A 24,854-nucleotide genomic window follows, 5' to 3' on the forward strand; every position below is an offset into this window, starting at 1 on the left:
TCAAACACTGAGGAGAAAAGTAAAAATGGACGCTATTTCAAGAAAACACCAAAGTCAAATCGAAATTAACGATTTGATTGCTGAAGCTGTTGTTAATGCGGAAGCACGACGCCAGGAAGCGATCGCCGCCGCAGAAGAATCCTTGTCTGACGAGGAGGCAGCTGCGGTTAAAGGTGGTTTATCTACTATCAAACCAATCATCCCCCCGATCGTAATGGGATTAATTTACATCCCAGCCTCACCGATTTGCTAAATATTTGCTATACACTGTAGAGACGGGTGGGTTTTGGCTGCCATCTTACGGATGAAAATTTAAAATCTAGTTGTATAACTGGATAAACTAAGCCCTTCGATAAAACCCGAAGGGCTATTTACGTAGTGGGTAACGGATAAATTAAAGATACTTAGACATAATACTCTTATTTTCGTCTAAAAATTATTTTTTTATTTTAAATAAAACCTAGCGATTTTAGTGCGAACGCCAGTTTTTTAATACTATGAAATTAACTCAAAGTTAGAGTACAGGAAATATAGGTGTTCCGAAAGACGGTGTAAGAATTGTAATCACTGTAGTGGTGATAGTAGGGTAAAACAATCCTCCTTGGATTTGAAGTTCGCTATCTGACAAATCGCTCAGAAAGCTTTCAGAATCAAGGAACAGATCGGAACCAGCCGGATGCAGAGCGGTGTAATAGCAGTCATTAGTTTTCCTTTTTTGAGTAATTATATATAGCTATCTTAGAGAATAAATCTAACAACAAAGTCATTCGAGAGCGATTTTTACAGACATTAATTATAAAATTACGTCTTTTTTATCTTATTTTTATGCTATCAAACTCAGTTGAAACTTCAATTTATAATTTTGGCAACTTGTTGATTTTTACAAAAGTTATATCGTTTATGCAAATGATTGCTACAGGGGTACTGGTAGCCTCACCCTGGTCAACCAGTTGTGTAGCAAAAACTTAGGTAATTTATGTTATAGAAATTGACATAAGTAATACATCGCAACTAATTATTGCTTTACAGTTAAACTGAAAATATGGAATATAAATATCTAAATTATGTCTTAAATTGAATTGTAAAAATGTTTTCAAAAATAGCTAATAAGTCCTAATAGCAACTCAAGAGTTGAATAAAACATTGAATTCACTCTTAAACTCTCAGCGCCAGCAACTATTGTTTATTTGGAGCAAGATTATGGCTGCTATCAAAATTTCTGACTTACAACCAGTAGGTTCCGAGTTCTTCATGGGTGAAGAAAACTTTATCAATGAACTGAGCGATGCCGATCTTAACGGCATTCATGGTGGACTTACACCCTTGTTCTTTGTGGCTGGTGCGGTTGGTAGTGCGGCTGTTTCTTACGTGGTTGGCAAGTACTTCTAAAACAGTATTTTAAAGTGGAGGTATGAACATAAATTTTATACTTCTATACTTCCACTTTAAAAAAATTGCAGTACCGTGACTCTCAGCACAAACAACTATTAACTTGAGGCAAATTATGGCTGTTATCAAAGTTTCTGACTTACAACCAGTAGGTTCCGAGTTCTTCATGGGTGAAGAAAATTTTATTAGTGAACTGAGCGATGCCGATCTGAACGGCGTTCATGGTGGAATTATATCGCCATTTCTGCCTAGCATTGTCATATTCACGCCGCTATTGTTTTAATCAGCTGGCTTATTTTTAAAATACAAAAAAACAGCACTCTATTTGGTGCTGCATTTTCCATTTATTGGTGTTATTGACGACGTTGAATGTGTTCCGAACGGTCTTTATTCAAACTATATTTAGCTGTGTAATCACGAAAAATTTGATAGCCAAATAGAGCCACAGCTATTGTTAGCGCAATACCAAAAGATATTGCTTTTACAGATAACCGCCTCAGATCGCTGAATTGGAAATTCTCCAATTCTCTCATATTATGAGTTAGCAGAGATAATGTACCTAGAATAACCCAGATACTCCCTGATACATACTCTCTACGCAAGAACTCAATCGTTCCATTGAGTATGAATATGATACCAGCAACAACGGGAAAACTGTACATTTATTTGCCTCCTTAAAATTATCCTTTACTGTTGGGTAATGTTAGACGGCTTTTATTTTGTAACCAAGTTTGAAAAATTGATTCCATAATTCGTTCTCTGATCGATTCATTCAATTCAACAGGAAACCACTTTTCAACTTTAATAACGTGATAACCAAATTTAGTTTGAATGGGAGCGAGAACTTCACCTTCCTTGGCTTCAGAAACAACCTTAGCAATTTCTGGCATCAGTTCGGTTAAAAAGCGAATGCCTACAAAACCACCGTTTTCTTTAGCTTGTTTAACTTTCGAGTATTCCAGAGCTAAAGCACAAAACGAAGCATTTTGTTCTCGAATTGCCTGGATTATTTTCAAAGCTTCTTCTAGGTTAGTTACTACAATTTGAGAGAGAGCAACCCGCTTATAGTCGTTACGGTTTTGCAAGTAATGGTTATCAACAGCTTCACCGAAGAGATACTCTTTTAACTTCTTTGCAAGCAGGTTAAGTCTAATACCTTGAGTCCAATCTTCTACCGTAATGCGTTGCTGAGAAAGCCAAGCTAGGGTTGTATTAGCTTCCAGCAGCTTATGTTCCATGCGAAATGTATTTCCTGCTGTTTGTAGTTCCTCGTCGGTAACTCCAATACCAAGGTTTTCGCAAATTTTTAGAATTAAGGCGTCCCGTTCCGCTAAAGTTGCTATTTCTGCAATTTTGCAAGAGTGCCGCAGATGAGCAATGATATCTGCATCTGTGGCTGGAGAAATTTTAGGAAATTCCAATTCTTGCTGAGTTGGCGGAGCAGATTGTTCTAAAGTATCTTTCATGGTTTTTAAGGTCGATAAATTAATCTTTCAGGGGCAATTTCTTGGCTTTTTAGTTTATGACGATGTAAATCGCCATAAATGTTAAGGTAGTCAAGCTCATCAGGGGAGAGTTTGCCTTGTTTAACGCCACTTATCGCAGCATCAATTTCTTCACGCCGTTGTAAACCCATTAAGCAGACATCTACACAGTTTTGCGTTAAAGAGTAACGATATAAGTCTGGAACAGAAGGTCGCCAGCACTTGGCTGGTAAACCATCAGGAGCTTCCCAAAGCACTCCTGTATGAGAGCCTGTAGACTTAAATGTGACAATACCTGGTCGCTGCCTATCTTGCTCATCAAGTTGATTAAATATTAAGTTTTGAGCAGAGCGATGGGCAACATTATGCCTCACCATGACCACATCTAACAGGGGACTACATAACCATTGTTGAGCCAGTTTTAAATCGTGGAAAGAGGCACCAATATAGCGAACAATTCCCATTTTTTTAAGACGTTATGATGTGCCAAGCATTCTTTATACGGTTCGTTGATAAACAGAATTACAACCTTTAACTTCTTGATAAATATTTAAGCAATCATTCAGAACAGAGCCATCATTAGACCCGATACAACCCCAAAACAGCACGTCAATGTAGTCAATTTTCAGTTCGCAAAACTGATCCATTAAAGCGCCAAGTAACATTTCTGGACTTTTGATATAAGTAACCGTTGCCAGAACAACTTTTTCCCGAACTGAGGAACCGCGTCCGCATATTTGGCGGATAGATCCAGCCATGTTGCTATATAAATAATGGTGAAGATCGCTGGAGTAAAAAAAGTAGTTGATACCGCGATCAAAAGCGTAGAGTGTATCTTCACTAGAAATCCCGCCGCCTCCACCTAATCCGAGACAACTGACTGTTAAATCAGTCCGCCCTAGTTTACGATAGAAGGGCAAATCTGATTCTGAAGATTGAGCGATCGCATGGTTAACTTCCCTAACTGTACTTGAGGGTTGTGGTACCAAATCGGTGATTAGCATAAGTTTAAGGGAGCGTAGATGTCCTCGGAATTTGAATTTAGGTAAGGACGTTGCCAGTCAATTCTAAGCAGAGAAAATTGATCGAACACTGATTTAAGGCGATTTTCGGGAGACTCGTCACCTTTTTGTCGAGCTTCTAGCAATCCATTAGCAACAATTTGGCAACGATTCATGCCAAAACTTTCTTGGATAGTAAACTTGCGGTCTGGTTCTTCTGCTAAAGCTAGTCCAGGTGCTAGTAATTTGGTAAACAGGGGAACTTCTGCTTGAAAGTAAGATTGATTTTCGGTGTAAACAGTTTGGAGAATTTGCCGAAACGCTTGATAGTTAATTTTTTCAAAGTATAGTACACCTGAATCATATCTGCCATAGTCAGAAGGGTTATATAACACTTTGAAAGTGAAAGGAATCCGAATTTATTTCAGTTTCTGGGTTAAACTTCCCATGATTGCAATAGCACCTTCAGCTTTTAAATTGAAGTATATCCGCGCCGTACCAGCATAATTATCTGGATTACTGAAGGTTTCGCTTCCCAGATTGCTGACTGCTACATAAAAGCCGTTTTGAACCAAATTGGGAGGCATTTTGATGGCAACCGTATCTCCTACGGTAGCCGATTTTTCGGCTGGGGATAAATGGCGATCGCGCTCAATATGCAAAGTTAAACCATGTTTAATTACTGCCAGAGTGCCATCGCTTTCTTCCTTAACTATCTGCCAGCTTGGAGCGAAATAGCCTTCTCCCGCATTGCTTTTGTGCAAGCGTTCGTAAAATTCTACATCTACCCCTAGAAAGGTATTATTTTCTAAATTTTGGTACAGGTTAGAATTGGCTAAATCTGATTCCAATTCAGATGCCAATTTCGTTTGCAGAGAACCATTGTAATAGATACCGTAGAGAAAACTTCTTAGCTGTAGGCTCAGGTATTTATGCTGAACATCCGCAGGCATTTTTTGAAAGCGAGTTACCATTTCTGCGGGAAGTTCCAGGGGTTTATAACTGGGATGACTGACGCAAAAGTTGGAGTCTATTTGAACGTTTTTGGCAACGTCTTGCAAAAAATTTATGACTTCCATAAAGGTGATTCAGTAACTAAAATTATTTAAGCGGCAACGGGTTCGAGAGAAGTTAATTCAGACTCAGCAGTACCAAAAACTGTGAAGATCGATTGCTCTGGACGGCATAACAAAGTTTTGGCTACCTGAAGCATACAAATCCCTGTATTTCCAAATAATTTTTGGTACTGCATAATTGATTCAATCTGGTGGATTAAACCAAGACCCGTAAATTGAATCACCCGTCTGAGAAAATCGGGGCGGTACTCCAAAATCATGGGAAAATTGCTAAGGTAAGCTTTGGCGAGCGCTAAAATTGAAGGTTGGAGCAATTCTAACGGCGTTTCAGCAAGACGTAAAGATTCTTCTATTTGAATGGAAGAAGCTACAACTAAGCTACTTAACCACATTTGTAGGTAGCTGGCTATTATTGTTCCTAAATCAAAGGCTGGATCTCCCCAAGCACACCGTTCCCAGTCAATCAATCGTAACATCCTTTCGTTTAATTGTTCTGGATAATTTTCCCAATCTTTGTGAATTAAAATATTATTCAATTTTAAGTCGTTATGGGTTAAACAGCAGGGATGCCACGCATCTTTCAATTCTGCTACTGCTTCTCCCAGGCTACTATAACGTTGATAAAGAATGAAAAATTTCAGACAATCTGGTGGCACTTTGATGCAAGCCATTGGAAAGTATCCTTTTTTGTTTGTATTGGTTTGGCTGAAGAGGAAGTAGATTACCTAATTCCTTTATTTTTATTTTTATTTATTCAATTCGCTATATCAAGTGTTTTAAATCGTTTTAAAAGCTATAAATCAAGCTGTTATGTCTTAGTTAAAAACCGATGATATTCATCTCAAAAATCTAGCTAATGTCTCGGTTTAGTTATTTATATTTTCCCAAGTTTAGCTATAAATGTCGAGGTTTTAAGTGGTTTATTTTGGAGATAAATCTCTTACTTATACCTGGATTATACTAAAGTTCTGTTTTTCAATAAAAATTAAATTATGTTTAAAAAAGTTGTCGCCAGCACAAGTGTATTATATAATTAAAATAAAAAAAAATTTATTTCCTAACCCACTCAAATCGCTCCTAATTTTTTACACAGAGGCAGAGCGATCGCATTTTTGCTGCGAGAGATGCGCTCGCTCGGCTCTTGACAATTCCTCAATGGCTTAGGAGTCGAGTTGCGTGAGAATTTCCACCTGCTCTATTTGTTCCTTTATCCATGCAGAAAATAAATCAGAAGTAATCTTGAGGCGCAATAGATTATCCAATTGCGGTTGAATCAGTTCTTCAACTAGAATCAAGTGGATGCCTTTAGAAGTAACTATTGGCTTGAGAATTTGGCCGGGAGTTGCGGCAAAGACAGCAGCAGAAATTTCCGGTTTGAGGTCTTGACGGCGGACTTTTCCTCGATACCCTGCTGCTCGTCGTAGCTCTGTATCTTGGATATATTGACTTGCCACTTCCGGGAAACTAATCTCGCCTTCCTTAAGCGAATAGAAAAGTTCCATCGCTAAGTCTTCATCATCCAAAACTACTTCACAGATCGCAGCGTGAGCGTAGTCTAGCTGGTGTTCGACAAAAAAAGGTTCTACCTTATCTGCAAAGAGATTTTGAGCTAACTTGGAAGAGAGAGCGGAAACATAAACTAATTCTTCAAAATCGTCGAGAGATAAACAATGTTTTTGTAGCCAAGACCAAGTTGCATCAGCACTGCGGAGATTGCTAACTAACCGCAGGTTATCTGCTACTACTTGCAGTTCTTCAGTCTCTATCTGTATTTTCCGTTCTTGTGCTGCCTGAGTTATAATTTTACGAGTAACAATTCCTTCAACAATAGATGGAATTTGGCAGGAAATCTTAACTTGTTGAATGATGTCTTCACGGGAAATAGTCAGCATATTCGACATTTTGAAACTCCTTAGATAACTGGGAAATTCTTTTTTACTTGCTATAAACGAGGCATAAGCTGCTGATTTAGAGTTCCAAGCCTCCTTTTTGTAATTTCTTAAATGGAGCGAGCATAAAGTCAATAACACGACGCTGCCGAATAATCACTTCCGCCGTGGCTGTCTGTCCTGGTGTCAGAGCTATACTCTTATTTTGAGCTTGAATAGAAGTTTTGTCGATTGCTATTTATAGCTCAAAAACTTCAACTTTACCTGGGGGAACATCTACAATTTTGGAGTCGGGAGAAATCCAATTTAACTGACCGGAAACAACACCATAATCTTGAAATGGATAGGCATCAAACTTCAACTTAACTGGCATTCCTTGGCGGATAAATCCACTTTCAGAAGTCGGCATCTGTGCTTTAAATATTAGTTTTGCTCCTTGAGGTGCGATTTGAGCAATCGTTTGACCGGGTTGTACTACAACTCCAGGACGTTGAATTGGTAAGAGAAAAAGCGTACCGTCAACTGGCGAGCGCAATATTCGTTGATCCAATTGCAGATTTAAAGCTTGAATTTGAGTTTTGCTTTGAGAAACTTCTGCTTGCAGCGCCGTAATTTGGGTTGGCAAATCTTTCAGCTGTTCCTGTAAGCACTGCTAATTTGCTAGCATGAGTTAAACTCTGACGGCTGCGTTGCTGTTCTTCTACGCGCAACTTAGCTTGCTCAATATCTGACTGAATTTGTTGAACTAAGCTCTGATATCGGCTTTGTTCTTCTTTTAACCGCAGTTTGGCTTGCTCGATATCCGACTCAGCTTGATGAACAATACTTTGATAGCGGCTTTGTTCCTCTTTTAACCGCAGTTCTGCTTGTTTAACATTTGCAAGCGCTTGCTCTTGTAAGCGTTTGCTTTCTTCTGCCAGCTTCTCCATTTCAACCACTTTAATTTCTGGTACGACACCTGCCTCTAAAAGTTGGCGATAGCGTTGGACTTCTGCCAAATCTTTAAGCAAACGACGATTAGCTAAGTTATAAGCAGTCTGACTGGCAGTAATATTTTGCCGTGCTTGATCGACTTGAGACAGTTTTTCTACTTTTTGCAGATTATAAGCAGTTTGTTTGGCATCAAGGTTTTGCTGTGCTTGATTTACTTGAGCTACTTTCTCTTGTTTTTGTAAATTAGAAGCCGATTGTCTAGAATCAAGGTTTTGTTGAGCTTGATTAATTTGCGTCACCTTTTCCAACTCTTGAGCTTGATTTTGATGTTCTTGAACGCGAATCGCCACGTTTAATTGATTTTTCAGTAACTCCAACTGCGCGAGTCGATTTTGTTGACCTTCCAATTTTGTTTGAGCTTGTTGAAGATCCGTGCGGAGAACATCAGATTCTAGCTCAATCATAACTTGTCCTGCTTTGACAGTTTGACCTTCTTTTACATGCACTTTCGCTACGGTTCCAGAGACGATTGTATCCAATCTTTGGGTAGATCCTTTAGGTTCTAATCTTCCTCTCGCACTCCCTGTTTCATCAACCTTTGATAACATCGACCAAGGTAAAACAATGCCAGCAAATATAACTAAAAAATACAGCAATCCTCGCGTCCAAACTCGCGGTAGCGTATCGATTAAATCTTTTGTTAATGAAGACCACTCTTCATTTGTTTCAGGAGATAATTCTGGTTCTAAATTGGCTCTTTCCAGACTGGGTTTATCTAACTATTGTACTTCTTCCGGCCAAACGGGATTGTTTGTAAAGTGACCGTTTTGATGAAATTTATCTTCTATAGCTGATGGGTTTGGCATAGGTTTTGTAAATTTTTAAATGGAGTGTCCTAAGTTCATGTTTATGAACTTCGCTTAATTCTTCTAAATCAATTTCAACCAATAGAAGTAAGTTGCTGTTGATTGAGGTAGAAGTATTGACCGCGTTTTGCCATTAGTTGGTCGTGGGTGCCACTCTCAACTAAAATACCTCGATCGAGGACTAGAATTAAGTCGGCATTGCGAACGGTTGAAAGGCGGTGAGCAATCACAAAAGTAGTTCTATTTTGCAGAATTTTGTTTAAATTATTCTGAATAATTCGCTCGGATTCTGCATCTAAGTGACTGGTAGCTTCATCTAAAATCAGCAGGCGGGGATTGCCTAATAAAGCTCGCGCGATCGCTAATCTTTGTCGCTGTCCTCCAGATAGCATTCCTCCCCCTTCACCAATTTGGGTTTCGTAACCCATTGGCATCTCTTTGATAAAGTCATGAGCGCCTGCTAATTTTGCCGCTTCGATAATATCTTCTAAAGATGCTTCTGGATGACCGACGCTGATATTTTCTCGAATTGTACTGCCAAATAGGAAGGAATCTTGCTCGACGACACCAATATGTCGCCCCAGCGAGCGCAAGGATATACTCGTCACATCATAACGGTCAATTAAAACTTTACCTTCCCTGGGCGGATAAAGCCCTAAAATTAGTTTATAAATCGTTGTTTTGCCTGAACCACTGCGTCCTACCATTGCTACCATTTGGCCTGGTTTAACTTCAAAGCTGAGATTTTATAGCGTGTTAGTATCGCTTTCTGAATGGTAGCGAAACGTCACTTTATCGAAGCGAATATGACCTTGAAGATAAGGCAAAGATTGACGAGTTTGATTTGGCAAGTCTTCTTCTGGTTCGGCATCGATCACGTCATTGATTCGTTCCATTGCAATCACCACTTCCTGTAACTCGTTCCACAGCACGATCAGTCGCTGGAAGGGAGTAATTACATTACCTAGTAGCATATTAAAAGCCACTAGCTGACCGATTGTTAACTCGTTCTGAATCACTAACCACGCGCCAAACCAAAGTAACGCGGTCGTGACGATAGTTTGAATCCCCAAACTAAATACTTGCAGGATATTATTGATTGTTTGTCCCGAAAGCATCGCTTTCAGAGACTTGCCAAACAAGTCTTCCCAGTGCCAGCGTACTGTCTGCTCTACAGCCATCGATTTAACAGTACGAATCCCCGTTAATGATTGAATTAAGTAACCCGTTTCTTCGCTGTAAGCAACAAAAGTTTCGCGAGAAACTTTTTGTAAGAAGCGAGTGGCAATTAATGCTAGTAGGACAAATGGCGGCACTATTACTAAGGTCAATAGCGCCATTTTCCAGCTGTACCATAACATCAATCCGACGTAGATGACGACTGTGAATAAATCCAGGACGATCGATAAACCTTCCCCTGTCAAGAACCGCTGAATTTTTCGGTTTTCTTGAACGCGGGAAATAATATCTCCCACATAGCGATTTTCAAAAAAATTGAGCGGCAATCGGAACGTATGACTAATGAACCCGACAATTAAGGCTAAATCCACTCGACTTGCCGTGGGATCCAAAAGATATTGCCTCAATCCCGTAATTGCTACTCGAAATAAGCCAAAAATCAGTAAGCCCAACCCAATAGTTAGCAGACTGAGGTCGCTTCGCTGTACGATTACTCGATCTAATAACAACTGGGTAAATAGAGGTGTAATCAATCCAAAAATCTGGATCAGAATCGAGGCAATCAATACTTCTAACAAAATTAGCCAATGAGGTTTGACTAACTCGAAGAATTGCCAGAAAGGTTGACTTGCTTCTTTTGCCGCTTTCAGTAAAGCTGTTGGTTTTAATAAAAGTACGTAACCAGTCCAACCCTTTTTAAACTCTGCATAGGTCAGCTGGCGTTGACCGATCGCTGGGTCGCAGACTATTACGCGCTCTCTCGTCACTTCATACACCACAATATAGTGCTTTCCCTCCCAATGCACGATCGCGGGTAATTGTTGTTCTGCCAGCTTGTCTAAACTCGCCTTCACAGGTCGAGTCGTAAACCCAATACTTTCTGCCGCTGCCGACAAACCTCCCAGGGAAGCACCATTGCGATCCACATTAGCAATGTCCCGCAGGCGATTGACGCTAAACTGCTTACCCCAGTAACGACCGATCATCACCAAACAAGCTGCACCGCAGTCAGAGGCACTTTGTTGGGCAAAAAAAGGATAGCGGCGAGTCATTCGCTGCCACAAATGACCGATTCTGACGCTGGGACTGGGAAAATAAGCTTTACTGACTTTTTTCTGTTTATTTGATTCGTTAGGCGGTAACGGTTTCCTTACCCGCGTTTCCACTGGTTGTGTTGCCACAGATGGGGTAGGATTGGACTTGGTAAGCGCTGCCAATTGTGGCAAATGCTGTAAAGCTGTTTCCCAGTCGGACTTGTGCAAGCTATAAAGTTGAGTCAACCGCGTCACCTGCCAAGTCCCATTTTTTGGTAGCTGGGAAGTCCCGTAGATATTTCCCACCATTAGCCTTTGACCAGACGAATGTACCAATTCCCCCTGACGCAGCAGCCAAAGTTGTGGATTTTGCGTCAAAGATTTTGGCAGTCTTCCCGCTTCCAAATGATTTGGTTTCAGCAGTGAAAGCACTTGCATCAACTCTTCTGTGGGTGCCTCGTTAAGACAAGCGGTTTGGCGGCAAAGTAGCAGCAAATCTCCCAGGGTTGCTTTTTGATAAAGATGTTCCCGTAAGTTAGGATATTGCCTGCATAACAATGACAAATAATTGCCGGGAATATAGCAGAGATTGGAATTAACAGAGGCTCTAATCGCGTCGGCCTGAAATTGTTCTTCTGGAAACAGCGTTAACTCTCCAAAAGATGCTCCCGTTTCTGATGAAGCGACTAAGTTATCGTTACTGTCCAGTAGTCGAACTTTACCCCCCAGAATGATATAAATTCCCTCGCCAGCATCTGCTGTTTGCCAAAAACGTTTTCCTGCCGCTGGCTTTTGCAGCTCAGCTTGGCTGCAAAAGTTAACTAATTCTGGTTCTGCCAGAACTAAATTTAATGCTTGCTTTAGTTGCTGCTGTAGCTGCTGAGCAGAAAACCCTGATAAATTTTGATCCATAAATTGTAGAGGATTGACAACTACCGGATCGGCTACATCATTGCCAAAAAAATATTCCGAGCAAAAAATATTAAATATTTTCGCTCGACTGGCTTTTATTGACTTTGATAAAATCAATTGTTCCTACAAAAACTGGTGATGCAGAAGCGGGTAAATCGCAAATTTTAAAAGCAGATTTTTTTTGAACCAAACAATCATCCTGTTCTATTTTTTCTGTTTTGTAACGAGTACTCAGCCCCAGATTCTTCAGAATGCGATTGATGTGGCGATCGCTGACTTCAATCCCTAGTTTTTTGGCTAAATGTTTCTTCAACCATTGCGCTGTCCAACGTTGAAATGGATAGCCATACTCGCGAGGACTGCGGCTTACCAATTCCTTCAAATGCTCTATATATTCTTCATTAATAGCCTTTGGACGTCCCATTGGTTGCTCGTTCCAGCGATGAGCATTACCAGAACGTGCCATAGAAATCCAATATCGAGCTGTTTCTTGGGAACATTTTAGTTCGGTACAAATTTGCGCCTGAGACTGTCCCATGTCTGTTCTTAGCATGATTTCAATCCGACGACGATACTCCGGACGCAGATCTGTTTCTAGACTTTTCAGCAATAGTTTTCGCTGAAAAGATGTCAAGTAAAGCCCCTGATTTTCCACGATAGACACCTTCTCACTAAAACACTGAATCTTTTGTAACTGACAGATTTTTTATTTTTAATATTCCCCAAACATAATAGTACTATTTATCCAAAAGGTTAATAGACAGTTAAATCTGTCTCATGTTTTTCTGAAACCTACCCTATCAACTAAAAGCTGATAATAGCCAAATATTTACAAATTTTTACAAATGATTTTACTTATTGATACTCGCCAGCTGGATATGCTTTGATGAATTTTTTGTAAAGTAGTAAAGTTAAAGTATGAAATTTTCATAAGCTGAGAGACTGTTGTCGAGTAAGTAGGTGCAAGTAAATAAAGTAAAGATGCCTTAATGCCCAGAGGAATTACGCAACTGGCACAGCGATCGCAAAAAGCTAATTGGGGCAGTAAAAGGGTGACATCCTCCTACGCTGACCTTTCAGGTACAGCGTAGGCATCCCCTGAAGTCCGGTTAAGGATATTCAAGATTGACTTCGTGGTACTGTTGTCCATAGTTCCAACTATGCTCGGTTTCCCACTACGCCGTTTTATAGTGGGGAAAATGCTAGGGCCCCACTCTTTTGAGGTTGATCGCGGCATTGACATCACGATCAACCATCAAGTTTTCCGCTTCATCCCAATAGCCTCTGATGCTGCAATCGGTGAATATCAGTTCATTCCGATAGCTGAGAACCATTGACGTGTAGGCGGGATTTTTGGCAATTACCACTGCTCCAGCTTTTGCGGCTATGTAGTCCAGTGTTGCGAAGAATTGGCCGAATGCTGCATCATTCCAGGACTTGTTCAGGCCAGATTTAGCGGCTTGTCCATTAGGGAGATAATGCCCTTTCTCTTCTTGCTTCGCTTGATTGCGTTTAGTTAAACCCTTGAGGTTAAGGTCTTCGTGGAAGAAAACCTTTTTCCCAGTTCTCACCAACTTGTGAGCGGTTTTGTACTGGAAATCTTGACGCGATCTGGCAATGCGTTGATGCTGCCTAGCTTCTCGCTTTGCCAGTTTACGACGGGCTTTAGATCCGCGTTTACGTTTGTTGCGTTTGGTAGAGATTCGATCCAATTTGGCTTGATTTTTGCCAAGTGGCTTCAGCGATGGGATTTTTTCACCCTCTGATGTTGCCAAGTACACATCCTCATGCAAAACTGCATCCAACCCTGTTGAATTGTCCCAAGTCGGAACAATTTCATCTGGGGTGAATTCAGGTACCGAATCATCTTCTCTTAGTATCAGGTTGATGTACCAACCGTCCGCTTTTTTAGTCACACTGACTTGTTTGAGGTTGAAACCTTCAGGTAAAGCCCTGTGCATTCGGACTTTCACAACTCCCAGTTTAGGCAGTCTCAAGTAAAACCAATTCTTCCGAATCAGTTTGAGCCAGTCGTTTTTGGCTGTGGCAAAAGTCATAGTGCGGAAATCAGCTTCAGTCTTGAATCTAGGCTTACCGCTTCGATTCCCGTTGCTGTCACCCACGATGAATCGTTGAAAAGCCTTTTCTACTCGCTTAGAGACTTCCTGAAGGATAGTTGAATCAACCCGTGAAAAATCAAGCAACTCTCCGCTGTGATGCACTTTCACCAATTCCTTTTTTAAGCTTGGCAATTGTGCTTTTTGGGAATAGAAGTTAGGTTTTTCACGCGAAGCGATGCTACTTACCAGGGGGCAATAATTAACCGCTGTACGGTTCATTCCCCACCAATCAAATCTATCCCCCAACTGATAGTTATACCAGTAGCGAGAGACACGCAGCCAGTAATTTAGTTCTAGCTTCTGTTTATTGTCTGGATAGAATCTGTATTGATATGTAGTCTTCATGGCGATTCGACCTTATTCGCTTGATTTAGTGTTATCATAGCACCAGGAATCTATTTAGTGTTAAGGTATGAGTAAGGATTTTATTCACAAGGCGAGAGGGGTTTCAAACCTCAAGTGTCATTGAGTGTTAAACCCAAAGTATCGCTACAAAATTTTCACCGCTCCCATGCTGACTCGGTTGGAACAGATTTTTAGAGAATTAATGGAAAAATGGGAAGGGCGATTGATTGAGTTCAAAGGAGAGAAAGATCGCGTTCATCTATTGATCCAGTACACCCCGCAAACCCAGTTAAGCAAGCTGATTAACAATCTGAAAACTGTCTCTAGTCGGTATATGCGGAAAGAATTTGCTGACAGAGTGAATGAGTTCTATTGGAAGGATGTCATGTGGAATAGTGGCTATGGCGTTTTTTCCTGCGGTGGGGTTACGGTAGAACAATTGAAGCTTTATATCGAGTCCCAAGACCGTCCCGAAGAATAGTGTGTTTGTTCAGGCTGTGCAGGTTTCCCTGTGCTTCGGAATCGGTCAACCTGCCAACCTTCACAAACCTGGCTTTCATCCCACGCCAAATCAAAGATTATGGCGTGGGGATTCCCGCCGAGTTAGCTAAAATACGCAGGTACCCGCTTAAAGCCAAACTATGTCTAATCAACCCCTAACTTACCCACTTACGCGCAAAGTAGAGCAAATTGACGAATACCACGGCGTTCAAGTGCAAGACCCCTACCGATGGCTAGAAGATCCGGACTCAGATGAAACTAAGGCTTGGGTGGATGCTGAGAATTCTGTTACTTTTGAATATCTTAACCAAATCCCTGTGAGGGAAAAAATTAAGCAGCGCTTAACTCAACTTTGGGATTATGAAAAGTATGACATTCCTTTAAAAAAAGGAAACCGTTACTTTTACTTTAAAAACGATGGGTTGCAAAATCAAAGCGTTCTCTACACTTTAACTTCCCTCGACGGGGAAGCAAAGGTTTTGCTCGATCCGAATAAACTTTCAGAAGATGGCACGATTGCTTTATCTGGGGCTGCTATCAGCGAAGATGGCAATTTAATGGCATACGGTTTATCTACATCGGGTTCTGATTGGCAAGAATGGAAAGTCCGCGATGTGGAAACTGGCGAGGATCTTTCTGATAGTATAAAGTGGATTAAATTTTCTGGTGCATCTTGGACGCACGATGGTCAAGGATTCTTTTATAGCCGCTACGATGAACCGAACGAGGCTACTAAACTAGAAGATGTTAATTACTTCCAAAAACTTTTTTACCATCGCTTGGGAACGCCCCAATCTGAGGATATTTTAATCTATCACCGACCCGACCAAAAAGAATGGGGTTTCAGCGGTGGCGTTACTGAAGATGGTCGCTATTTGATTATTAGCGTGTGGCGGGGAACCGATCCGAAAAATCTGGTTTTTTACAAAGATTTGACTAACCCGGATGCCGAGGTTGTTGAACTAATTAACGAGTTTGAAGCTAGCTATAGTTTTATCGACAATGATGGCTCTATTTTCTGGTTTCGGACTGACTTGGATGCGCCGCGCGGTCGGGTTATTGGGATTGATATTAACAATGCTGCCCGCGAAAATTGGCAAGAGATTGTTCCCCAGGTGGATGAAGTTCTGGAAGGTGTCAGTTTGCTGAATAATCAATTTGTTGCTGATTATTTGAAGGACGCCCATACTCAAATTAAAATTTTCGACCTGAACGGTAATTTTGTGCGGGAAGTTGCGTTACCGGGACTTGGTTCTGCGGGTGGTTTTGGGGGCAAACGTGACGATAGGTCAACTTTTTATAGCTTTACTGGCTTTACTACACCACCAACTATTTATCGCTACGATATGGTAAGCGGTGAAAGTAGTATTTTCCGGGAACCGCCGGTTGATTTTAACCCAGATGACTACGAGACGAAGCAAGTATTTTACAGTAGCAAAGATGGGACGCAAGTCCCGATGTTTATTACTCACAAAAAGGGGATGGAATTAGATGGAAATAATCCCACTTTGCTCTATGGTTACGGTGGCTTTAATATCTCTTTAACGCCTAGCTTTTCTGTCAGTCAACTGGTGTGGATGGAGATGGGAGGCGTTTATGCTGTTGCCAATTTGCGTGGCGGTGGCGAATATGGTGAAGAATGGCATCAAGCGGGAATGAAGCTGAAAAAGCAGAATGTTTTTGATGATTTTATTGCCGCAGCGGAATGGTTAATTGCTAACCAATATACTGTTCCTGAAAAACTTGCGATCGCAGGCGGTAGTAATGGCGGATTATTAGTCGGTGCTTGCATGACTCAACGCCCGGATTTATTTGGTGCAGCTTTGCCAGCTGTGGGGGTATTGGATATGCTGCGCTTCCATAAGTTTACCATTGGTTGGGCTTGGTGTTCTGAATACGGTTCGCCTGAAGATCCAGAAGAATTTAAAACACTTTATGCCTATTCCCCACTGCACAATTTAAAAGCAGGAACCGCTTATCCGGCAACTATGATTACAACTGCGGATCATGACGATCGCGTAGTACCTGCCCATAGTTTCAAATTTGCGGCGGCTTTGCAAGCAGCACATCAGGGCGAGAATCCGGTCTTAATCAGAATTGAAACAAAGGCTGGACATGGTGCAGGAAAGCCTACTACTAAACAGATTGAAGAACTAGCGGATCGGTGGGCTTTTTTGGTGCGCTCGCTCAATATCCCTGTTAACTAATTCTGTCACAAAATACCTGGGGTGGGCATCCTGCCCACCCCACAAGATTTATAAAATAGGATTACTTTAACAAAGAAAACCATGCACCAAAACCAAAGCCGTTCCCATTCACCCAACCTGTCCACCGTCGAGAAGCTCACAGAGTTTGTTCAGAATATTTTTTGGACGGCGGAAGGTATGTTATCCACGAGCATATTCTCGAAGAGGCTAGAAGGCGTGCGGTAGAGAACAGACCAGCAAAGATGTGCTGCCTTATTCGATCTGGAAAAAATGGGCGTCAAGGCAAAGGAAGCTGTTCCTGTTATAGTGGAACTCTTGGATTTTCCAGAAGATGGTGTTAGGTCAAATGCTGCTTCTGCTTTGGGAAAAATAGCGAACAAAGACGTAGGAGGGAAACTTTTACCTTTGTTAAAAGATCCCGATTCATATATCCGTACTGAAGCAGTCGAATCTTTAGGATTATTAGGATATGCACAAGGACTTCACGATATTGTTGATCTACTCCAAACTGATGAAGATTACTTAGTTAGACTTTGTGCAGCAGAAGCACTGGGCAACCTTAATGACAAAAGTGCAATGCCAGCTTTGATAGCAGCGTTGAACGATTCAAATGAGGGAGTGCGAGCTTATGCTGCGGATTCAATCGGCTTATTAGGAGTTGTCGAAGCTTTACCTATTTTACAGCAAAAACTAGAATCTGAATCCAGTCAATTTACAAGAGTTTTTACCTTGTCAGCACTCTACCGACTTGGAGATGAAAAATCTCTTTTCTCATTAATAAAAATGTTAGAAACTACAGGTTATAGTCTGGCATTAACTATATTCAATCTGATTCATGGGTTGGCAACGCCTCAAAATGCAGCCTTGCTCAAAGAACTTATACTAGCATTCACTCAATCCCGACCTTCCTTAGATCCTCATCAACCTTTATATCCAAATCCGAGCGATCTAATCAAGCATCTTGACTCGCTGACAAAAAGTACCAGTCAGGCTAACAACTAGCTTAAGCATTCCCTGAAAGCAGCGGGATATTTTCAGCCAGCATATCCTTGACTGTTTTTCCCCGTTCTTTTGCCCAAAGCTGCAATCCGCTATAAAATTCAAGCCAGGGTGTTTAAATTTCCTAAGAAAATCGGTATTTTATCTTCTTATAGCCATTAGCCATTACCTATTTAATATTGCGGTTATTTGCTTGACGATAAATCTGAAGCAAGTTGAGAAACTTGGGAAAATCAAAACTTCGGGGGTCAACTTTGTTTCCCGATCTATCGACTTCCTTATGGGTAGTAATTCGATTCTCTGGAACGTTACTTTGAGCGATGAACCACGCTAGAGTATTATATTGTTCTTCTGTATACCCGCTATGGGTTGGGTTTTGATTATCCCACCCATCCGGCGGCGTTTCTAAGGAAATATGATAAGCAAAGTTATTTACAGAGGAGGCTAACTTAGGATTTGTTTTTACGGTTTCTTTGCCCTTGGGACTTTCAAATACCGAGTTTCCTGCACCAAATGCTCTTTTGTCTGGCGGAACTATATAAACAACGGTTCCATCTAACTCTATTAAGGTGTGGTAACTTACTTGCTTATTTTCATCGTAGTGAGGTGTTTGGAAAAAATCAATTGCACCTAATGCAGAACCAGCGGTTTCGTGCAAAACTATAATTGGTTGATTGTATACGGCTACACCATTAATATCTTTAGTAAATCTTTCTCCATAGTTAGTTGGATGCGCCCAGGCTATTTTGGATCTGGGAGTGTACGTCGTTATGATATTAACAGGATTAAGTTCTGAGTCAGAAACATTTTGATTAGGTTTTTCTTTGACTTCTGGTTTAACTTTCTCCTGGTTTTGGGAGGATTCAGGTTTAGGTTTTGGATATTGACTCCAAGCGGCTTTGGGATTAAAGTTTACTTTTGTCTTTTGTAGGAGTTCTGCTTCTCCGCTGAATAGCAGTAATATCAGGAAAAGCGATAGGAAAAATGTTAGCAGAAACGGTTTAGCTGCCTTGAATTTAAGTTTCATTTGTGCAAGGCTGGTAAAAATACTTTAAGATATTTTATCCCAATTAATAAAAATTTTCTGTATCACATCAAACCCCAGACTTCGCTAAAATTGCATCGCGAATTGCGATAGCGGTGGCGGGTGCGAGTAAAACGCCGTTGCGATAGTGTCCTGTGGCTAACAATATATTATTGTAACCAGGTAATTGACCAATAATAGGAGCCGGGTATCCTTGGGGGCGAGGGCGCAATCCGGACCAAGTTCTGAGGATGGTAGCTTGGGATAGGGGGGGACAAAATGCGATCGCTCCTGCCATCACTTTATCCAATAAACTCGGATCTGCCACCACTTCCCCAGCATCTGTGGGAAATTCTACCGTCGCACCTACCCAGTATTCTTGATCGCCGACCGGGACAATATGAATATCATCGCTGGTAATAACTGGCTGAAAATCGGAATTTCCCAAAGGATTTTCTAACCGCAAGTGCAATGCTTGTCCCAATACAGGTTGAATATCAATTTTTTGCGCTAAAGATGCGGTTATCGGTGTCGATCCTAAACCAGCAGATATGACTATCCAATCTGTTTCTATTTGACCATTAGATGTTTCAATTTGATAGCAAATCCCCCCGGTGGATGTAATTTCTTCAACGGTGACGCCAAATTTAAAATTTACGCTGTTGCGCCCAGCGGCTTCAACTAAAGCTAAAGTTAAACCAGAAGGATCGAGCTGTCGGTCTTGGGGAGAATAAATAGCAGCGGTGATGTTTTCTAAATTTAACTGGGGACATTTAGACAGGACTTGGTCAATATCCCAAATTTCTAAATGCCATCCTTGAGATTGACGAATTTCTACTAAATTTTCCCAATCTGCGACTGAGGGAACGAGCATGAGAATTCCCAGCCGATTGTAAAGGATTTGGCGATTTGTATTGGCTTCTAATTCGGGGATTAAAGTTTCATAGCGTTGCAGGCTAGTTTGTCGCAACTGCCACGCTTTGCCTTTAATTTTTTGGCTGATAATGCCCATTAAAACACCCAAGGCTGCACTTGTCGCTCCTTGGGCAGGGAGTTGTTTATCCAGGACGGTAATCGACAGTCCTGGAATTAAACTGAGTTCGTATGCGATCGCGGCACCCACAACGCCGCACCCGATAATTGTAATTCGACTCATGTTAGGTAATTGGTAATTGGTAATTGGTAATGGGGAAATTTTTGACATTACCAGGACTTACGCCGGGATACTAGATATAGTCGAGATGGTGCGTTACACTGCGTTAACGCACCCTACATATACTAATCGCTCATAGCTAATAGCTCATCTCAGCAATTAGCAATTAGCAATTAGCAATTAGCAATTAGCAACTGGCGTTATTACCTATTAGCCATTGTTATGCTTTAGGCGTCAACTCCAAGAAAGCGTTAATGTCTTTCTGGAGCGTTGCGTAAGAGCGGATAGTCGCTTTGTAGTCTTGAGCTTCGGCACCTGCATCGATGCTGAGCAAGTCTTCAATTACCTGTTTCGCGGCTTCTTTCACCTTGGGTTGGTCTTTTGCCAGCAAGTTGCGCTCTAGTAGACTCATTTTCGCCCGCAGTTCGCCCAATGGCCCGCGGATGAAGTTTTTGGTAAATACCCAATTTTCGTCTTGGATCAGCTTAGCCAGTTCGGGCAAGCGATCGCGCATTGCCTCAATATCAGAAGTATATTTCTGAATTACTTCCAACTTAGCCGAGGTGTAAGTCGGCGGTTTGACTTCAGTCGGACTGCTACAACTGACCAAAAACACCGTCACACATGCCAACAGAACAGCCATTATTGAGCGGAAACGTCCCATAACCATAATTTTCACTTAAAGTTACCATTACAAATCTTATCGGCGCAGGAAGCTGATTAAAACATCGCTGACTTGATCTGACCAATGTTCTTGGGGATAATGCCCTGCTTCTGCTAGTTTGCTCAGTTCTACATCCTTGAGCGTACTCGCTAGCTGTTGTGCTGGCTCGAAGGGCAACCAAGGGTCGCGCATCCCCCACATAATTAACGTAGGCTGCTCAAAGCTGCGTAACCCAGATTCAATTTCTGCCATTGTTTGGGGCAATTGCAAGTTTCGCACCGTCGCCAGCAAACTCCGCCCCGCTGCCGAACTCTTGAGGAAAGGACGCCGATATACGTCTAAATCTTCGTCGGAGATGCCGTAACGGCAGCCGCCTTCTAAGGTACGGTCTACCAATAGGGGGTCTTGTGTCATCATATCCCCGACGAAGGGCAAACCGAGTTGTTGAATTTTCCAAGGTAACTTAGTCGCCGTGGAGATGGGAGCGTTGAGAATCGCCAAGCGTTCGATTTGTTCTGGGTGACGTAGAGCGTATTGAATGCCTACAGAACCCAAAAATCCCTGCACGACGAGGGAGAACCGCTGTAGTTCCAACGCTTCGAGGAAGGCAGATAGCGCCTTGAGATAGGCATCGGGAGTATAAGCAAAGTCTCGCTTGTCTGGTTTTGCCGAGAAACCACTGCCTATCCAGTCGGGTGCGATCGCTCGATACCCCTTTTCCGCCAAACTTGGCATTACCATAGTCCACGAGTAACTCTGAGAAGGCAACCCGTGCAGCAACACTACTGGTAACCTGTCACTGGGCCCCAAAGGGTTTGCTTCCCGATAAAACCATTGCAGCGAACCAACTTCTATAGAGTTTTCCGTTATCGACACTGTTGTTATTGCACCGTTCAATCGCCGTGGTTTGAGCTTACCGCCCCGTGGCTGTTTTGGGCAAGATGAATTCTCGGTTGGGTTTTTATACCCCGATCGGTTGCGAAATATTAAACCTGTTGTTAAACTTAACCACCAAAGTAGTGCCACTCTTGAGTCCCATACAAAACGTGAACGCAGCTCAACAGGCCACCAACATTGAAATTGCCACTAAAATTGCCGCCGTCGTCAATCTGTTTAAGTGTCAATTCCCGGATGCCAGGGCAGACCTCAAACCCTGGAGTAACGATCCCGACACGCGAAAGTTAGTCGATCCGGACTCGATCGATATTGGCTTTCACTTGCCTGGATGGAGTCCCAGGTTTCAGTGTCGCAGTATTTTGGTGCAAATTCGCTTTTATCAAGACCCGGTAGATACTTCCCGGCGAGCGATCGGAGTAGAAACGGCTGGGTTTAACCATCAAGGAATTGCGTGGCGATTTTCCACGGTTGAAAGTTGGAATTTTGAAGGCGAATGTCAGCCAGTTGCAGATATATGCGAAAAGCTGAAACATTTTTGCAGGCAGGTTTTTGAGTTGTTCAACGGTTAAGATTTTGTTGTCAGAAACCCGGTTTCTATAAAAAACCGGGTTTCTTGGCGCGGCGATCGAGTAGGGAACTTGGGAAAATCTTCGCGTCAGTGACAAAAATTATTGATGCATTAACCATCAAGTAGGGAACATGATTAACGTTATCTGTTTTTGCCCAATAGGTTTTCTTGGCGCGGCGATCGAGTAGGGGCACGGCATGAGAGAAGTTATCTGTTTTTGCGAAATAATTATGATGCCGTGCCCCTACGGATTGTAATATCTTATGAATCGGTTGATTCTAGTTTCCGGTAGCGAACCAGGATAGTCATCACCCGATCTGAATTCGGTACTGGCGTCAAGGGACCCCAATCATCAACGTGAGCAAATTCCATTAGGTAAAAATTGCGGATTTGTTCTTGCACTCCTTCGCGGGAACTGATAATCAAAAACTGCACTTTTTCCCGTTCCGGTTCTCCGGGGTCAGAATTAGGACGATCCGATCCGGTAGAGTCCGAGAAAAACTCTTGCGCCATGATATTTTCTCCTGTTTTTTGGATTTCAAACCAAAAAATCTAGCCACCCCGCAGGCAGCGCTTTCGCAGGGTGGCTACAGAGAATGTTAAAATTCTCATTTAGCCTCCAGGCTGGTTTGTACAGTGTGGGGGTCAAGCTGTCCGTAGCTGTTGTCAGCGGCTATGGGCAGCGTTACTAGATTTTTGACGGACACGGGTTGCTGTCGTTGAACTAGAGCAACCTTAAAGAGAGAGGATAGCCCGATTGGGGACAGCCGTCAAGATGCGGTTACGAATCTTTAGGTAATGATAGGACGCTCCAAGTTTGTGGTAGTAGCACGGCATTAGTAATTTTGTTAAACTACCCGATATATCTGGGTTGCCGTGCTACTAATATCTGGAAATTCGTATTGACAATCTAAATCGGTTCTTTGGCAAAAGCAAGTTTGTAGGGTGGATAAAAATTAAAAATGCGACAATACAGCCGTAAAAAAGAGGCAAAGGAGCAGTTAATTAATGTCTCAGAATCAAGAGGGAAAGTTGTTGCAGAGCGCCCAGGGGATCGATCCAGACCAAGTTTAAGTCCTCGGACAACAGATAATAAGGTAGAGAAACCAGAGTCATCCCAGGGTCAGAAAGCAGGTTTCTTTGCCCAAAACGATCGCGTGGGCGATCCTTTTGGGAATTATAAATTGGAAAACCAACAGGACTTACGCAAGGGCGTTGCCAGAAACCCGGTTTCTTGCTGGGATCTCTGGTTTCCAAACCAAGGATTTTTCAGAGAAACTTTGGTGTTTGCGTAAGTCCTGACCAATTTAGAGATAATCCACATGGCGACGAATCAATTTAGCATCACGTTAACCCAAAAAGACCGGGATCAAGTCATGGCTGCTATTGCCACAATTAAGGAAAAGCTGCCGTTTTTGATTGACTTGACGCCCGAACAGCGCAAGGCTTTGCCGAAAATGGGGGATAAGAGTCGGGCGTTTGTCAGCAAGGCGTTGGAAGTGGCGACGCAAAACCCAGACTTTTTGCCGCGAAATTTTGATTTGGAGGAAATGCGGAAGGATGTGCAATTGTTCGAGCAATTGTATCCGCTAGTGCTGTCCCTGGCGCAGTTGCAAGAGTTGGTAGATGATACCTGCGTGGCGGTGGGTAGCGAAGCCTTTGCAGCGGCGTTGCTGGTGTATAACTATGCCAAAGCCAGCGGTGAGGGGACTGGGTTGGATACGCTGGTTGAGGATATGGGACAGCGGTTTGCGCGGAAACCTCGGAAGGTCAAGCCTCAAGAGAAAACGATCCAGAAAAAAGCTGGATAATTTGACAACAGAGGTGCAACGTTGCAGCTCGTAGCTCGAAATTTCGAGTTCCCAGCTCGAAGTTTCGAGTTCCCAGCTCGAAAGTTTTAGTTTTAAGCTTGAAGTTTCGAGTTCCCAGCTCGAAGTTTCGAGTTCGTAGCTCGAAATTTGGGATTCTGGCTGATGGCGCTGAGGTTTTGCGCTGGTTGCACTAACCCGCCAGGGATTAAAATCCAAGGGCTTTTAGCGAAAGTCCGTTAAAACGGACGGAATACATTCGTTTTGTGGACTGCTGCCCCTTGCTTCGAGGCAGCAGTCCACAAATGCGTTATCAGGCTGGAACCTGGTAACGAGGCGATCGCAGGCACATGAGGGGTAAATTAGCAGTAGGGGCACGGCATCAACAATCTTGGAGGCAAATGCAAAATCTGATTGTTGCCGTGCCCCTACGGATTGTAATATTAGGACTTACGCTAGTAGAACCCGGTTTATACAAAAAACCGGGTTTCTTGGCGCGGCGATCGAGTAGGGGCACGGCATGAGAGAAGTTATCTGTTTTTGCGAAATAATTATGATGCCGTGCCCCTACGGATTGTAATATCTTATGAATCGGTTGATTCTAGTTTCCGGTAGCGAGTCAGAATCGTCATCACCCGATCTGAATTCGGTACTGGCGTCAAGCGACCCCAATCATCAACCTGAGCAAATCCCATTACGTAAAAATTGCGGATTTGTTCTTGCACTCCTTCGCGGGAACTGATAATCAAAAACTGCACTTTTTCCCGTTCCGGCATTTCTGAAGACGAAACAGGACGATCCGATC

Annotated in this window: 20 protein-coding genes and 7 pseudogenes; 10 read left to right on the top strand and 17 right to left on the bottom strand. The window is 42.3% G+C overall.

Annotated elements, in window-relative coordinates:
* Window positions 1-25: 25 nt before the first annotated feature.
* The 3 genes from MiSe_RS10990 to MiSe_RS11000 all read left to right on the top strand — a co-directional run bounded on the left by MiSe_RS10990 (window position 26) and on the right by MiSe_RS11000 (window position 1,672).
* A complete protein-coding gene (locus MiSe_RS10990) occupies window positions 26-253 on the top strand; it encodes a hypothetical protein (RefSeq protein ID WP_226578756.1) in 228 nt (75 codons plus the stop codon).
* An 890-nt stretch (window positions 254-1,143) separates the two neighbouring features.
* Window positions 1,144-1,389 carry a hypothetical protein gene (locus MiSe_RS10995; RefSeq protein ID WP_226578760.1) on the top strand — a complete coding sequence of 82 codons (246 nt, stop codon included), beginning with the start codon at window positions 1,144-1,146 and terminating at the stop codon, window positions 1,387-1,389.
* A 103-nt stretch (window positions 1,390-1,492) separates the two neighbouring features.
* Window positions 1,493-1,672 carry a hypothetical protein gene (locus tag MiSe_RS11000; protein WP_226578773.1) on the top strand — a complete coding sequence of 60 codons (180 nt, stop codon included), beginning with the start codon at window positions 1,493-1,495 and terminating at the stop codon, window positions 1,670-1,672.
* Between the two features lie 70 nt (window positions 1,673-1,742).
* On the opposite strand, the gene MiSe_RS11005 is transcribed toward MiSe_RS11000, so the two are convergent.
* The 10 genes and pseudogenes from MiSe_RS11005 to MiSe_RS11070 all read right to left on the bottom strand — a co-directional run bounded on the left by MiSe_RS11005 (window position 1,743) and on the right by MiSe_RS11070 (window position 14,228).
* Window positions 1,743-2,051 carry a hypothetical protein gene (locus MiSe_RS11005; RefSeq protein ID WP_226578776.1) on the bottom strand — a complete coding sequence of 103 codons (309 nt, stop codon included), beginning with the start codon at window positions 2,049-2,051 and terminating at the stop codon, window positions 1,743-1,745.
* A gap of 18 nt (window positions 2,052-2,069) precedes the next feature.
* On the bottom strand, window positions 2,070-2,855 hold the full coding sequence (locus MiSe_RS11010; RefSeq protein WP_226578778.1) for a peptidylprolyl isomerase: 786 nt from the start codon (window positions 2,853-2,855) through the stop codon (window positions 2,070-2,072).
* 5 nt (window positions 2,856-2,860) lie between these two features.
* Window positions 2,861-3,877 (bottom strand): annotated as a pseudogene (locus MiSe_RS53735) (aldo-keto reductase family protein).
* Window positions 3,871-4,953, bottom strand: a pseudogene (locus MiSe_RS51995) (T3SS effector HopA1 family protein). Before MiSe_RS51995 ends, MiSe_RS53735 begins: the two co-directional pseudogenes overlap by 7 nt.
* Before the next feature lie 26 nt (window positions 4,954-4,979).
* Window positions 4,980-5,606, bottom strand: a pseudogene (locus MiSe_RS11030) (phosphotransferase family protein); the annotation flags it as partial.
* A 504-nt stretch (window positions 5,607-6,110) separates the two neighbouring features.
* A complete protein-coding gene (locus MiSe_RS11035; RefSeq protein WP_226578785.1) occupies window positions 6,111-6,851 on the bottom strand; it encodes a peptidylprolyl isomerase in 741 nt (246 codons plus the stop codon).
* Between the two features lie 67 nt (window positions 6,852-6,918).
* Window positions 6,919-8,536: pseudogene (locus tag MiSe_RS53740) on the bottom strand (beta-barrel domain-containing protein).
* A gap of 176 nt (window positions 8,537-8,712) precedes the next feature.
* Window positions 8,713-11,763, bottom strand: a pseudogene (locus MiSe_RS11060) (peptidase domain-containing ABC transporter).
* A 70-nt stretch (window positions 11,764-11,833) separates the two neighbouring features.
* A complete protein-coding gene (locus MiSe_RS11065) occupies window positions 11,834-12,418 on the bottom strand; it encodes a helix-turn-helix domain-containing protein (RefSeq protein ID WP_226578799.1) in 585 nt (194 codons plus the stop codon).
* Between the two features lie 408 nt (window positions 12,419-12,826).
* Window positions 12,827-14,228, bottom strand: a pseudogene (locus tag MiSe_RS11070) (RNA-guided endonuclease InsQ/TnpB family protein).
* A gap of 124 nt (window positions 14,229-14,352) precedes the next feature.
* Here MiSe_RS11070 and tnpA point away from each other — a divergent pair.
* The 3 genes from tnpA (at window position 14,353) to MiSe_RS11085 (ending at window position 17,938) form a co-directional block, all read left to right on the top strand.
* On the top strand, window positions 14,353-14,709 hold the full coding sequence (tnpA, locus tag MiSe_RS11075; protein ID WP_226578804.1) for an IS200/IS605 family transposase: 357 nt from the start codon (window positions 14,353-14,355) through the stop codon (window positions 14,707-14,709).
* A gap of 160 nt (window positions 14,710-14,869) precedes the next feature.
* Window positions 14,870-16,936, top strand: a complete 2,067-nt coding sequence (locus MiSe_RS11080; protein WP_226578806.1) for a prolyl oligopeptidase family serine peptidase — start codon at window positions 14,870-14,872, stop codon at window positions 16,934-16,936.
* 270 nt (window positions 16,937-17,206) lie between these two features.
* Window positions 17,207-17,938 carry a HEAT repeat domain-containing protein gene (locus MiSe_RS11085; RefSeq protein WP_373872776.1) on the top strand — a complete coding sequence of 244 codons (732 nt, stop codon included), beginning with the start codon at window positions 17,207-17,209 and terminating at the stop codon, window positions 17,936-17,938.
* 166 nt (window positions 17,939-18,104) lie between these two features.
* On the opposite strand, the gene MiSe_RS11090 is transcribed toward MiSe_RS11085, so the two are convergent.
* From MiSe_RS11090 to MiSe_RS11105, 4 genes are all read right to left on the bottom strand, one after another.
* Window positions 18,105-18,962: an N-acetylmuramoyl-L-alanine amidase gene (locus MiSe_RS11090; RefSeq protein ID WP_226578808.1), complete on the bottom strand. Its 858-nt coding sequence runs from the start codon at window positions 18,960-18,962 to the stop codon at window positions 18,105-18,107.
* 67 nt (window positions 18,963-19,029) lie between these two features.
* On the bottom strand, window positions 19,030-20,115 hold the full coding sequence (locus tag MiSe_RS11095) for an NAD(P)/FAD-dependent oxidoreductase (RefSeq protein WP_226578835.1): 1,086 nt from the start codon (window positions 20,113-20,115) through the stop codon (window positions 19,030-19,032).
* A 217-nt stretch (window positions 20,116-20,332) separates the two neighbouring features.
* Window positions 20,333-20,782 (bottom strand): photosystem II protein PsbQ, encoded by a 450-nt coding sequence (gene psbQ / locus MiSe_RS11100; RefSeq protein ID WP_226578810.1) that lies wholly within the window; start codon window positions 20,780-20,782, stop codon window positions 20,333-20,335.
* 30 nt (window positions 20,783-20,812) lie between these two features.
* The gene (locus tag MiSe_RS11105) at window positions 20,813-21,652 is read right to left on the bottom strand and encodes an alpha/beta fold hydrolase (protein ID WP_226578812.1); all 840 of its coding nucleotides are present in this window, start codon (window positions 21,650-21,652) and stop codon (window positions 20,813-20,815) included.
* Window positions 21,653-21,822: 170 nt separating this feature from the next.
* Between MiSe_RS11105 and MiSe_RS11110 the strand changes: the two genes are divergently transcribed.
* Window positions 21,823-22,242, top strand: a complete 420-nt coding sequence (locus tag MiSe_RS11110) for a Tery_1686 family protein (RefSeq protein WP_226578814.1) — start codon at window positions 21,823-21,825, stop codon at window positions 22,240-22,242.
* A gap of 25 nt (window positions 22,243-22,267) precedes the next feature.
* On the opposite strand, the gene MiSe_RS11115 is transcribed toward MiSe_RS11110, so the two are convergent.
* Together MiSe_RS11115 and MiSe_RS11120 are read right to left on the bottom strand one after the other, a co-directional pair.
* Window positions 22,268-22,435: a hypothetical protein gene (locus MiSe_RS11115; RefSeq protein ID WP_226578816.1), complete on the bottom strand. Its 168-nt coding sequence runs from the start codon at window positions 22,433-22,435 to the stop codon at window positions 22,268-22,270.
* 67 nt (window positions 22,436-22,502) lie between these two features.
* Entirely contained in the window at window positions 22,503-22,754 is a 252-nt protein-coding gene (locus tag MiSe_RS11120) for a hypothetical protein (RefSeq protein WP_226578819.1), read from the bottom strand.
* 449 nt (window positions 22,755-23,203) lie between these two features.
* Between MiSe_RS11120 and MiSe_RS11125 the strand changes: the two genes are divergently transcribed.
* The 3 genes from MiSe_RS11125 (at window position 23,204) to MiSe_RS11135 (ending at window position 24,573) form a co-directional block, all read left to right on the top strand.
* The gene (locus MiSe_RS11125; RefSeq protein ID WP_226578822.1) at window positions 23,204-23,536 is read left to right on the top strand and encodes a hypothetical protein; all 333 of its coding nucleotides are present in this window, start codon (window positions 23,204-23,206) and stop codon (window positions 23,534-23,536) included.
* Window positions 23,537-23,563: 27 nt separating this feature from the next.
* The gene (locus MiSe_RS11130; protein WP_226578825.1) at window positions 23,564-24,052 is read left to right on the top strand and encodes a hypothetical protein; all 489 of its coding nucleotides are present in this window, start codon (window positions 23,564-23,566) and stop codon (window positions 24,050-24,052) included.
* 347 nt (window positions 24,053-24,399) lie between these two features.
* A complete protein-coding gene (locus MiSe_RS11135) occupies window positions 24,400-24,573 on the top strand; it encodes a hypothetical protein (RefSeq protein WP_226578828.1) in 174 nt (57 codons plus the stop codon).
* Window positions 24,574-24,633: 60 nt separating this feature from the next.
* Here MiSe_RS11135 and MiSe_RS11140 read toward each other — a convergent pair.
* A pseudogene (locus tag MiSe_RS11140) lies at window positions 24,634-24,854 on the bottom strand (hypothetical protein); the annotation flags it as partial.

The sequence above is a fragment of the Microseira wollei NIES-4236 genome (genome assembly GCF_020521235.1).
GTDB lineage: Bacteria > Cyanobacteriota > Cyanobacteriia > Cyanobacteriales > Aerosakkonemataceae > Microseira > Microseira wollei.

Excerpts from the sequence above, each read along its gene's own strand:
- MiSe_RS11125 (WP_226578822.1), top strand. The coding sequence starts at position 23,204 with ATGCGACAATACAGCCGTAAAAAAGAGGCAAAGGAGCAGTTAATTAAT.
- MiSe_RS11130 (WP_226578825.1), top strand. The coding sequence starts at position 23,564 with ATGGCGACGAATCAATTTAGCATCACGTTAACCCAAAAAGACCGGGAT.
- MiSe_RS11095 (WP_226578835.1), bottom strand. The coding sequence starts at position 20,115 with ATGAGTCGAATTACAATTATCGGGTGCGGCGTTGTGGGTGCCGCGATC.
- MiSe_RS11085 (WP_373872776.1), top strand. The coding sequence starts at position 17,207 with ATGGGCGTCAAGGCAAAGGAAGCTGTTCCTGTTATAGTGGAACTCTTG.
- psbQ (WP_226578810.1), bottom strand. The coding sequence starts at position 20,782 with ATGGTTATGGGACGTTTCCGCTCAATAATGGCTGTTCTGTTGGCATGT.
- MiSe_RS11035 (WP_226578785.1), bottom strand. The coding sequence starts at position 6,851 with ATGTCGAATATGCTGACTATTTCCCGTGAAGACATCATTCAACAAGTT.
- MiSe_RS10990 (WP_226578756.1), top strand. The coding sequence starts at position 26 with ATGGACGCTATTTCAAGAAAACACCAAAGTCAAATCGAAATTAACGAT.
- MiSe_RS11005 (WP_226578776.1), bottom strand. The coding sequence starts at position 2,051 with ATGTACAGTTTTCCCGTTGTTGCTGGTATCATATTCATACTCAATGGA.
- MiSe_RS11090 (WP_226578808.1), bottom strand. The coding sequence starts at position 18,962 with ATGAAACTTAAATTCAAGGCAGCTAAACCGTTTCTGCTAACATTTTTC.
- MiSe_RS11120 (WP_226578819.1), bottom strand. The coding sequence starts at position 22,754 with ATGGCGCAAGAGTTTTTCTCGGACTCTACCGGATCGGATCGTCCTAAT.
- MiSe_RS11080 (WP_226578806.1), top strand. The coding sequence starts at position 14,870 with ATGTCTAATCAACCCCTAACTTACCCACTTACGCGCAAAGTAGAGCAA.
- MiSe_RS11135 (WP_226578828.1), top strand. The coding sequence starts at position 24,400 with ATGAGGGGTAAATTAGCAGTAGGGGCACGGCATCAACAATCTTGGAGG.
- MiSe_RS11010 (WP_226578778.1), bottom strand. The coding sequence starts at position 2,855 with ATGAAAGATACTTTAGAACAATCTGCTCCGCCAACTCAGCAAGAATTG.